This is a genomic window from Rhodoferax sp., assembly GCF_028688795.1.
Classification (GTDB): domain Bacteria; phylum Pseudomonadota; class Gammaproteobacteria; order Burkholderiales; family Burkholderiaceae_C; genus Rhodoferax.
The window spans coordinates 1-10,610 of the sequence record NZ_JAQTXM010000057.1 but is presented as its reverse complement, the minus strand read 5'-3'; the positions used below and the strand labels follow the sequence as shown (position 1 = coordinate 10,610).

The following is a 10,610-nucleotide window of genomic DNA, read 5'->3' as shown; positions in this document are numbered from 1 at the left end:
GCTAGCCTGGGATCAAAAGCAAGGTGCCATCCTGGCTTTGATGGGGTTTGGCGCATGGTTGACAGTTTGCAGATTTGTTTTTCCGGTATTGTGGTTTATATCTATCGAGGTCATAAAACGGTTATTTATATATATTAATTATCGCTTCTTGTAAAACTTTCTCTATGACGGGTAAATATTGAATTACAACAATGATTCACATTTATTTCGCCATTCCAATCGATTATTTTGTTTTTTTAAAATGATTACTTTTACGGTGGAAATGAATGAAGTACTGGCAAGCGCGCGGGCCCAATTTGTCAAGCGGGTTGGATTCTCAGAAATGCGCAGCAATGCAGTGGACGATTTTGAGGCGTACCTCATTCGTGATGCCCTTGACAGAGTGCGCACAGGGCTGGCAAACGCTGGCTTTTCTCCTCGGTGAAGCTCACCAGCAGCATGGTGGTGGCCATGGTCTTCATGGTGACGGCCACTTTTTCCCGGGCAGAAAAAGAGGCTTGGAGAGATCACGTTGTTGCAGCAGTTCGACCCGGATCCGTTGTGGCGCGGCGCGGCCTTGACAATGACCCCATCACGCAAGCGGTGCTTTTCGGCCAGGGTGGCGGCAAATGGAGTCATGTGGGCATCGCCGTGCAGTTGATACCGGATGGCCAAATCTACATTGAAAGTGCCATGCCAGGCGTTGGCACCAAGCTCGAAAAACCGGAGGTATTTTTCAATGCCGAGCAGGCTTCAGCGGGTGAAGTATTGCTGATACCCGAGGACAAGGTCGATGCCGTTCAAGGCGCTGCCAAATCGTTTTTGGGGCGGCCCTTTGACGACCAGTTAGCGCTGGATGATGACGGCAAAAAACTCTATTGCACAGAGCTAGTGGCCGTGGCACTTCAAAGCGCTGGGGTGATCAAAAATTTGCCAATGCGGTCGACTCCCTTTTTGACTCAAAAAGTCATTGCCCCTGACGATCTGGTTGCCGCAGTTCGCTCAACAGTGCTTTAAGAGCGAGGTTCGTGTGGTAATCTGACCAATGAAGCCGCTCCATCCGGCGCAAAACCGCCACCAGTTCCGACCTGAATATAGCCACCTTATGTGGCTACAAACTGTTGGGGCGAGCACCGGCTAGGCAGCGGAAGCTGACGGCCATGAGTGCCCGGTTCCGGGAAGTCCAGCGATGCATCCAATTTGGGTCTTATAACGACATCAACTGCAGAATTCACACCTGCAAGGTGGGGACAGATGTTTGATGCACGCAAAGGTCTTAACGCTAAAGCTACTACAATGTTCGAATGCGTTTCTGGTTAATCATTCTTTTGACGATTTTGATGCCGTTGCAACTCTCCTGGGCGGCAACAGGGCGCTATTGTCAACACGAAAGCGATATCACAAGCAAGCACGTTGGCCATCACACACACCAACATCAGGTCACGGAACGCACAGACTCAGGTGGAGATTTCGCAAAAACAATCTCAGTCGATTTGGATTGCGGCACCTGCCATGCTGGCTGTTCGGTGGCTATCCAGGAACCCGATGCCGTAAAAACCGTCGCCCTGACCTTGATGCTCGCCCCACTGCGCATGGTGCGATCAAGTCCTGGCCACGGAGATCGCCCGGAACGGCCACAGTGGGACGCCCTGGTTTGACCAGGGTATCGATCTAGACACAAGCTTAAACGCTTCGAGAAATCGATCCCTGTCAATCTCTTCAGCACTCGATGCTGATCTGGTCAACAGTTTTCGGGGTTTCTACTCATGTTTCTTACCTATTGGCGGCAACGCCAGCGCGTGTTTTGGGTCATTCTGGTCGGGGCACTGATTGGCCTGGATCAACTGACAAAGTCTTATTTTACGAACACCATCGCACTGGGTGAAGCCATGCCAGTGACCGATTGGTTCAATCTCGTGCACGTGCTCAACAAAGGTGCGGCCTTTTCTTTTCTTGCCAACGCTGATGGCTGGCAACGGCCCGTGCTGATTGGCGTGAGCATTCTCGTGATTGTGCCGGTAACGCTCGTTTGCTTGTTCAAGAAAACTGCCTCTTTAGAACGCTGGGCCGGTGGCTTGGTGGTGGCTGGTGGCACGAGCAATCTGATCGACCGCATTCAAACTGGGGCGGTAGTGGACTTCCTTGATTTGCATTGGCGCGGATGGCACTGGCCAGCCTTCAACTTGGCTGACAGTTACATTTTCTGCGCCATATTCGTATGGGTCTTGTTATGCAACAAGACCGATCTTGCACAAGCGATGCCAGAAAAAAACAAGGTTCAAGCATGAAACGCAGTTGGTACTTGCTTGTTTTCGCCTGGCTGACTGCGACTGCTGCAACGGCCAGCGCTTTTTTCATTGGTGAGGTCATGGGAATGACACCCTGTGTGTTGTGCTGGTACCAGCGAATTTTCATGTTCCCTTTGGTCATTGTGCTGGGTATTGCCTGTTACAGCGATGACCGACGCGGCGCAATTTACGGACTGCCGCTTGCTCTGGGCGGCGTCCTCGTGGCCGGATACCACTCTTTACTGATTGCCGGGCTGGTGTCGAAAACATGGATTCCTTGCGGTTCAGGCGTTTCCTGCACTGAACAGAAACTGGAAATACTCAACGGTCTGCAGATTCCCTGGCTTTCGCTAATCGCCTTTTTTACCATCACTTCATTGCTTTTCGTGTACCTCAAGAGGACTTCAAAATGAATTCAAAAAAAATGACTGTTGTCGTTCTGCTGGTTATTGTGCTTGTCGCTTTCTTTTTAGGGATGAATTCTTATCAAAAGCGTGTTCAGGAATCACAAACCGAAAAAGTGAGTAAAGCAGAAAACCGAATGGTCCGCTTCAACTCCACCACATTGGGGCCACAAAATGCACCAGTGACCATCGTTGAGTTTTTTGATCCGGCGTGTGAAACCTGTCGCGATTTTTATCCGATCGTCAAGGATTTGATGAAGATGTACCCCAATGATGTTCGACTGGTACTCAGATACGCCCCTTTCCATGCTGGCTCAGACAAGGTAGTCAAGCTGTTGGAAGCATCCAAAAGACAGGGCAAATACTGGCAAACGCTAGAAGCACTTCTGGCTGCGCAACCATCCTGGGCTGGTCATGGCTCGCCCAACCTCGAAGCGGCCTATCAAGCGGCTGCCCAGATAGGTTTGGATGTGAAGAAGGGGTTGGCCGATGCACAAACGCCAGAAATTGAGGCGGTAGTAAAACAAGACGTTGAGGATTTGACATTTCTGGAAGTCACGAAAACACCGACTTTCTTCGTCAATGGCAGAGGATTACCCAGTTTCGGCCCTGATCAGCTTGCCGCCTTGGTTGCTGACGAAGTCGCCAAAAGTAAAAAATAGCTCAAATTCGGAGAGAACAGGCCATGTGAGGAATCGGTTTGACAAAGCGGCTTCTGAGCCACAGTCCAATTTAACGCCACTGAGGAATTATGAATATGAAAAAAAACTACATTGCAGTTGCAGTTTTGACGGCATGCATGACCATGACGGTATCAACCAGTCAGGCGGAAGTTGCTTACACCGGAGCATGGGTGCGCGCTACGGCGCCAAATCAACAAGCGACAGGAGCCTTCATGCAACTGGTGTCAAAGAAGGACACCACGCTGGTTGCTGCGCGTTCCGACATCGCGGGTATTGTGGAAGTCCATGAAATGAAAATGGAAAATGATGTCATGCGAATGCGTGCTGTTGATGGGCTGCGTTTACCTGCAAATCAGCCAGTGGAGCTCAAGTCCGGTGGATACCATTTGATGTTGATGGACCTCAAAAAGCAGCTTAAGGTCGGCACCGAAGCACAAATCACGTTAGTTTTCAAAAATGCTGACGGCCAAAGTGAAACCGTCTATGTTCACGCACCTGTCGCATTGATAAAACCAAAGTGAAGATCAGCCCAGGGATTTTCGAGTCCTCACACCCGGATGCGCGCCGTGCACATGACCAGCCATGTCGGCTGAGGTCGTTTGTTTTTGCGACATGACATTGAGTTCATTGAGGATTCCACAATGCTCTGCATTCTGTGCGCTACGGCACATCTCACGAAGCGCTTTGAGCTGCATTTCCAATTGCCGCAGTTCTTTGACCCGATGTGCCACATGTCCAATGTGTTCATCCAAAAGCGCGTTGACCTCGCCACAATTCTCGGTGGGGGCGTCCCTGAAACGAAGCAGAACACGAATTTCATCGAGGGTCATGTCCAGACTGCGGCAGTGGCGGATGAACGACAAACGATGCCCGTGCGATTCGGCGTAGACGCGGTAGTTACCTTCAGATCGCATGGTGTGCGGCAACAAACCTTCGCGTTCGTAGTGTCGAATAGTTTCTATCTGTACGCCTGTCAGATTGGCCAATTCACCGATTTTCATGTTTCCGATGATAACCGCTTGACTCTTTAGTGGCTACAGGGTTCCCAATAGTCATCCGATCAGGAGTTTTCAATGAACACAGCACCTTTAAAGCCATCAACAACAGCGCCAACATGCGGGTGTACAAGTGCCTGTGCGCCCTCAAAATTGGATTCGCCGCAGGCGTTGCCGCATGGTTCAAAAGCGGGTGTTCCTGTTTTCCGAATTCCAACCATGGATTGTGCCGCTGAGGAGGGTGAAATTCGCCATGCAGTGGCAGACATTGCTGGCGTACGTAGCCTTCAATTCCAACTTGCTGCCCGAACGCTTTCAATTGATGCCGAGGCTGAATCGTTGCCACTGGTTCTGGAAGCGATTCGTAAAGCCGGATTTAAACCTGTACCGCTCGGCAGCAATCTGTCTGATGTCGATAATCAGAGTCAAGGGCACGATGGGCATAGCCATGACCACGGCCGTTCTCATGGCAACGCCAATTTTCCCAGCGGGATTCAAAAATATGCGCTCGCTTTACTTTTCGCAGTGGGCGCGGAATCCGTTTCATTTTTTGCCCCCGATACACGCATTTTCCAAGGACTGGGGATGGTGCTATCGGTTGTGGCAATTGCGCTGGCTGGTTTCTCAACCTATGTCAAAGGCTTGGCCGCTTTACGGAACTTTCGACTCAATATCAACGCGTTGATGACTGTCGCGGTCACCGGTGCATTTCTGATTGGACAATGGCCCGAGGCCGCAATGGTCATGGCACTGTATGCCATTGCTGAATTGATTGAAGCGCGTGCAGTGGATCGAGCCAGAGGGGCTATCAAAAGCCTGCTGGACCTTACTCCGGAAACCGCTGAAATTCGCCAGGCCGATGGATCGTGGCAAACTTTCCCTGTTGACAGTGTTGCGCTGGACGCCGTTGTGCGCATCAAGCCTGGTGCGCGTATCCCGGTAGACGGGGTGATTTCCATTGGCAGCACCGCCGTAGATCAAGCTTCGGTAACTGGTGAAAGCATTCCGGTAGACAAGGCGCCAGGGGACACCGTATTCGCAGGGACCATCAATGCCACGGCCACCATTGAAGTGCGAGTAACCGCCCTACCCAACAACTCGGTACTTTCGCGCATCATTCACGCGGTTGAACAAGCACAAGGTTCCCGTGCTCCCACTCAGCAGTTTGTCGACAAATTTGCTGCCATCTACACACCCGCCGTATTCGTTCTGGCCCTGGGGGTCGCCTTACTCACACCCTGGGTCTTGGATTGGACCTGGACTCAAGCCATCTACAAGGCGTTGGTTCTGTTGGTGATTGCATGCCCTTGTGCACTGGTAATTTCTACGCCTGTCACGGTGGTCAGTGGGCTGGCTGCGGCAGCTCGGCGTGGCATTTTGATCAAGGGAGGTGTTTACCTCGAAGGTGCCCGAAAAATCAAGGCGCTTGCGCTGGACAAGACTGGCACGATCACCGAGGGTAAGCCAGTCCTAGTGGATACCGAATTTGTCAAATCACCAATTCCCGAGCGGCAAATCTTACGCTGGGCAGCTGACCTTTCAGCGCATTCTGATCACCCGGTATCCAAGGCTATTGCACAAAGCCTTGATTCTGGAAATAGTGTTCTTGAGGTCTTCAAGGTGGTCGCTGGAAGGGGGGTAGAAGCCCTTGTTGATGGGCAACTGCTGATACTCGGTAATCACCGCTTGATTGAAGAACGAGGACTATGCAGTAGCAGCATCGAAGCGCGATTAGCGGAACATGAAACGCTGGGTCGTACTGTCACCATGCTGGCAACGCAAACGCAGGTGTTGGCCATCTTTGCAGTGGCCGACACCATCAAAGAATCTTCTCGGGAAGCATTGGCCCAATTGCACGGCCTGGGTGTCACCACCGTCATGCTTACGGGTGATAACGCAGCCACAGCAAAGACCATTGCCAAGGAGGCCGGCATTGATGATGCTCGTGGCAATTTGCTGCCCGAAGACAAGCTGACTGCCATTGAAGACCTTCAGAAACGTTACGGTATGACTGCAATGACCGGCGACGGCATTAACGACGCGCCTGCGTTGGCGCGTTCCGATATTGGATTTGCCATGGGTGTTGCAGGAACAGATACCGCGATGGAAGCCGCCGATGTGGTCATCATGAACGACGACTTGCGGCGTATCCCAGAAACCATATTGTTGTCTCGCAAAACGCAAGCCATCCTTTGGCAGAACATTACTTTGGCGCTCGGCATCAAGGCTGTTTTTCTGGTGCTGGCATTGTTCAATGGTGCGTCCATGTGGATGGCAGTGTTTGCCGATATGGGGGCAAGTCTGTTGGTTGTCTTCAATGGCCTGCGTTTGTTGCGGGTGAATCCGGGTGAGAAAAAAATATGAGATTTCCAACTTTTCAGTCAAAAAATACTCACGCAGTTCTGACGGAACTGACGAAGCCAACTGCCTTGTTGAACTTCAATAGTCCCAAAATACAAGAGTTGATTTTGGAACGTGGATGGCAGGCTTTACCAGAGTTTGAGCGCATAGCGACACCTACATCCAAAAGGAGGGGATCAATGCCGATTTTGGTATTTTCAACTCACCAGATGACTTTTATCGAAAGCACGGCACTAACCTGTCTGGCTTAAAGAAGTGGGTGTTTGAGACCGTAGTGCGTGCCCAGATGAATCGCAATGTTGAGCGGATTCGCACACCAAAAATGGATCGTTGAATAATGAAGAAATCGTTAATACCATTGGGCATATTTTTTGTTCTGCTGATTTTTTTAGGCGTGGGTTTAACACGGGATCCAAGCGTCATCCCGTCACCGCTGATTGGTAAACCTGCACCACTTTTTACGGCACCTCATCTGCAATCTCCCGATCAAATCTTCTCACCCAAAGACATGTTGGGCAAGGTCTGGTTGCTCAATACCTGGGCATCCTGGTGTGTGGCTTGTCGGCAGGAGCATCCAATTCTGGTCGAGTTTGCCAAAACCAAAACCATACCTGTCGTTGGGTTGAATTACAAAGACAAGGAGGCCGATGGTCTGAAATGGCTGGCCCGTTACGGGGACCCTTATGACTTGACGGTCACCGATAAAGACGGACGCATTGGAATCGACTTTGGTGTGTATGGGGTACCTGAGAGTTTCTTGATTGACAAAAATGGGATCATTCGCTACAAGCAAATCGGCCCAATTACCAACGAAGCGCTGAGCGACAAAATTATTCCCCTGATTCGCGAACTACAGAAATAGAGCGCTGAATTCCAACGCGATCGGTTTTGTTTTTCTTGTTCAAAACACAAACCGTATTTATTGTTTATGACCTTGAACTGAAGGACTTGACTCATGAAATGCCCGCAATGCACCGAAACCACGCTTGTGATGACCGAGCGCCAAGGTATCGAAATTGACTATTGCCCAACATGCCGAGGGGTATGGCTAGACCGGGGTGAACTCGACAAGCTGATTGAGCGCAGCGTGACTGCCATGCCGACGCAGCCACTTGCGTCGCCGCAGCGGGTACAACCGCAGTACGAGCAAGCCGCGCGTCGCCCCGATTTCGTGGACTCGGACTACAAACACCACGCTGGTCATGGCGACTATCGCAAGCGCAAGTCGTGGTTGAACGAGTTGTTCGACTGAACTTCCATGAAGCGATTGCTCAATCCATTGGTATCTGTTTTGCAAGGCAACCCGCATTACCGCCAATTAACGGTTGCACTGGCGGCCTTGATGCTGGCATCTGGGGTCACCGCTTATAGCGCTGCCACACTGTTGCCAGATGCCACTACGCTGCCCGTGCGACAGCTGATAGAAGACGTCACACCCCTCGCCACGTCAACGCTGAGCGACGGTGATCCAGTCGTACCTATGACGTTCTACCGCAGCGAAATCACCCGTCGTTCAGATTCAGTAAATACCCTGCTGCGACGTATGGGTGTCTACAGCAGCGCTGCAGCAAACTTTTTGATCCGGGATACCGCATCGCGCTCTTTGCTGGCGGGTTCTGCCGGCAAGTTTGTTTTAATCGAAACAGATGCCCAGCAGCAGCTACAACGATTGACGGCCCGCTGGCCCAGTGATGATGGAGTCCAGTTTTCCCGACTGGTGGTCGAGCCGGGCGCCAAGGGATACACCTCGCGGTTGGAAATGGAACCGCTGGAACGCTCGGTACGACTCGCCAGCGCAACGATTCAAAGTTCGTTGAACGCTGCAGCAAAGGATGCCGAGTTACCCAAGTTAATTGCCACCCAGGTGGCCAATGTTTTTTCAAGAATGACCGACGTTCGAGATGGGTTGAGCGCAGGGGACAGCTTTCGTGTGGTCTATGAAACCCTTGAGGCTGATGGCGAGGTGTTAAGCACAGGCAAACTGCTGGGCGCTGAGTTCGTGCAAAACGGTCGGCAACATCAGGTGATGTGGTTTCAGGAGCCAGGTCAAAAAGGCAGTTATTACACCCTGGATGGCCAAAATCTTGACCGTAACTTCTTGTCACCACCGCTGGAGAATTCCAAAGTGAGCAGTGGCTTCGGTATGCGCGTTCACCCAGTCTTTGGTGAGTCCAAAGCCCATCAGGGCACTGACTTTGCCTCGCCCGCTGGTACCCCGATACGCAGTGCCGCTGGCGGTATCGTGACTTTTTCTGGCTGGAAAAGGGGATACGGAAAATTTGTGCTCGTGAAACACCCCAACCAAAAAGCCACGGCCTACGCACACTTGAGCAGCATTCAAGTGCGTAAGGGTCAGCGTGTGGCCCAGGGTGACTTGCTGGGCACTGTGGGTAAGACTGGCACTGCCACCGGACCGAATTTGCACTTTGAATACCTGGTGAAGGGTCGTCCACAAGACCCCGTTGATATCACGCGACAACCCACTGAACAGTCAATCCCGCCGACCGTTAGAGGTGATTTCACGCGCTTGGCTGAAACCATGCGTCAGCAGCTTGGTGCGGCCTCACTCATGGCACAAGCGAGTGCAGAGTAATGTGGCCATGAGAACTTTTCTGCTTTTCGTGGCCACCGCGCTGGCGGAGATTGTTGGCTGTTACCTGCCTTACCTGTGGCTTAAACAAGGGCGATCAGTGTGGTTGCTGGTGCCTGCTGCCATCAGTTTGGCACTCTTTGCGTGGCTGCTGACTTTTCACGCGAGCGCTGCGGGACGCGTTTATGCAGCCTACGGTGGTGTCTATGTCAGTGTTGCACTTCTATGGCTTTGGGCGGTGGATCAGGTGGGGCCCACGGTGTGGGATTTGGCCGGTGTCGGCTTGGCACTGCTCGGAATGAGCGTCATCATGTTCCAGCCAACGCGGTGATACGTTTGCCGCTTCCGGCCAGGCTGTGGTCACTACGGTGTTGCTGTGCATTTCCAGTCGATTTTCTCTTTGGTAAACATGACCCATCAACGTTTTGACGCCCTAGATGCACTGCGCGGCCTGGCCATGGTCTGGATGGCGGTCTATCATTTTGTCTTCGACCTGAACTACTTCAAGCTGGTCACGCAGGATTTTTACCGCGACCCGTTCTGGACCTGGCAGCGCATCCTGATCGTGAGTTTGTTTCTGCTGTGTGCCGGCATGGGCCAAGCCATTGCCACGGCGCAGGGGCAAAGTTGGCGGCGATTTTGGCGGCGCTGGGCACAGGTGGCTGCTTGTGCGCTGCTGGTTACTGTTGGGTCCTGGCTAATGTTTCCCAACAGCTTCATTTATTTTGGCGTGCTGCACGGCCTGGCGTTGATGCTGATTGTGGTGCGCCTCACCGCCCACTGGGGACGTTGGTTGTGGCTGCTGGGGGCGCTGGCCATTGCTTCCAAATTCATCGCTGAGAGCCTGTTGCAGACGGGGCCTTTCGCGTCGTGGGCAGATATTCTGAACAGCATGCGCTGGAACTGGCTGGGCTGGATCAGCCAAAACCCGGTGACTGAAGACTATGTGCCGCTGTTTCCCTGGCTGGGTGTGATGTGGTGGGGGGTCGCCTCCGGTGCCTGGGTGCTAAGGCACCGACCCGAATGGTTGGCGCAACCGATGCTGCCGGGCATGCATGCTCTTGCAGGCTTGGGTCGCTGGAGCCTGAGCTACTACCTGCTGCACCAGCCAGTGTTGATTGCGTTGGTGGGAGGCATGAGCTGGCTTCTATGACGTGCCCATCTCTGACAATTTGCTTTGAGTCTGGCTGAACGCGAAGAGATATCTCGCGCGCTGGCGACGGGACGCTCGATCCGGTCAATTGCTTCCCAGCTTGGACGTGCTCCATCAACCGTCAGCCGTGAAATCCATCGCAACGGTGGCCAAGGCT

Annotated in this window: 14 protein-coding genes and 1 pseudogene; 14 read left to right on the top strand and 1 reads right to left on the bottom strand. The window is 52.4% G+C overall.

What is annotated here, in order from left to right; translation table 11 throughout:
- Positions 1-178: 178 nt before the first annotated feature.
- From PHQ58_RS22270 to PHQ58_RS22240, 7 genes are all read left to right on the top strand, one after another.
- Entirely contained in the window at positions 179-424 is a 246-nt protein-coding gene (locus tag PHQ58_RS22270; protein ID WP_300115819.1) for a hypothetical protein, read from the top strand.
- Positions 421-996: a YiiX/YebB-like N1pC/P60 family cysteine hydrolase gene (locus PHQ58_RS22265; RefSeq protein WP_300115817.1), complete on the top strand. Its 576-nt coding sequence runs from the start codon at positions 421-423 to the stop codon at positions 994-996. The genes PHQ58_RS22270 and PHQ58_RS22265 overlap by 4 nt, the downstream gene beginning before the upstream one ends.
- Before the next feature lie 287 nt (positions 997-1,283).
- Positions 1,284-1,637, top strand: coding sequence for a hypothetical protein (locus PHQ58_RS22260; RefSeq protein WP_300115816.1), 354 nt, complete (start codon positions 1,284-1,286; stop codon positions 1,635-1,637).
- Positions 1,638-1,745: 108 nt separating this feature from the next.
- Entirely contained in the window at positions 1,746-2,267 is a 522-nt protein-coding gene (gene lspA / locus PHQ58_RS22255) for a signal peptidase II (RefSeq protein WP_300115814.1), read from the top strand.
- Complete coding sequence (locus PHQ58_RS22250; protein WP_300115811.1) at positions 2,264-2,680, top strand: disulfide bond formation protein B; 417 nt, start codon at positions 2,264-2,266, stop codon at positions 2,678-2,680. Before lspA ends, PHQ58_RS22250 begins: the two co-directional genes overlap by 4 nt.
- Positions 2,677-3,333 carry a thioredoxin domain-containing protein gene (locus PHQ58_RS22245; RefSeq protein WP_300115809.1) on the top strand — a complete coding sequence of 219 codons (657 nt, stop codon included), beginning with the start codon at positions 2,677-2,679 and terminating at the stop codon, positions 3,331-3,333. The genes PHQ58_RS22250 and PHQ58_RS22245 overlap by 4 nt, the downstream gene beginning before the upstream one ends.
- Before the next feature lie 95 nt (positions 3,334-3,428).
- Positions 3,429-3,875: a copper chaperone PCu(A)C gene (locus PHQ58_RS22240; RefSeq protein WP_300115806.1), complete on the top strand. Its 447-nt coding sequence runs from the start codon at positions 3,429-3,431 to the stop codon at positions 3,873-3,875.
- Between the two features lie 3 nt (positions 3,876-3,878).
- Here PHQ58_RS22240 and cadR read toward each other — a convergent pair whose 3' ends face one another.
- Positions 3,879-4,355: a Cd(II)/Pb(II)-responsive transcriptional regulator gene (gene cadR / locus PHQ58_RS22235; RefSeq protein ID WP_300115804.1), complete on the bottom strand. Its 477-nt coding sequence runs from the start codon at positions 4,353-4,355 to the stop codon at positions 3,879-3,881.
- 72 nt (positions 4,356-4,427) lie between these two features.
- Between cadR and PHQ58_RS22230 the strand changes: the two genes are divergently transcribed.
- The 7 genes and pseudogenes from PHQ58_RS22230 to PHQ58_RS22200 form a co-directional block, all read left to right on the top strand.
- Positions 4,428-6,713 carry a cation-translocating P-type ATPase gene (locus PHQ58_RS22230; RefSeq protein WP_300115802.1) on the top strand — a complete coding sequence of 762 codons (2,286 nt, stop codon included), beginning with the start codon at positions 4,428-4,430 and terminating at the stop codon, positions 6,711-6,713.
- Positions 6,714-7,047: 334 nt separating this feature from the next.
- Positions 7,048-7,572: a DsbE family thiol:disulfide interchange protein gene (locus PHQ58_RS22225; RefSeq protein WP_300115800.1), complete on the top strand. Its 525-nt coding sequence runs from the start codon at positions 7,048-7,050 to the stop codon at positions 7,570-7,572.
- A gap of 93 nt (positions 7,573-7,665) precedes the next feature.
- A complete protein-coding gene (locus PHQ58_RS22220) occupies positions 7,666-7,962 on the top strand; it encodes a zf-TFIIB domain-containing protein (RefSeq protein ID WP_300115798.1) in 297 nt (98 codons plus the stop codon).
- Between the two features lie 6 nt (positions 7,963-7,968).
- Complete coding sequence (locus tag PHQ58_RS22215; protein WP_300115796.1) at positions 7,969-9,303, top strand: M23 family metallopeptidase; 1,335 nt, start codon at positions 7,969-7,971, stop codon at positions 9,301-9,303.
- A gap of 7 nt (positions 9,304-9,310) precedes the next feature.
- On the top strand, positions 9,311-9,631 hold the full coding sequence (locus PHQ58_RS22210) for a YnfA family protein (RefSeq protein WP_300115793.1): 321 nt from the start codon (positions 9,311-9,313) through the stop codon (positions 9,629-9,631).
- Positions 9,632-9,709: 78 nt separating this feature from the next.
- Entirely contained in the window at positions 9,710-10,453 is a 744-nt protein-coding gene (locus tag PHQ58_RS22205) for a heparan-alpha-glucosaminide N-acetyltransferase (protein ID WP_300115791.1), read from the top strand.
- 24 nt (positions 10,454-10,477) lie between these two features.
- Positions 10,478-10,610: pseudogene (locus tag PHQ58_RS22200) on the top strand (helix-turn-helix domain-containing protein); the annotation flags it as partial.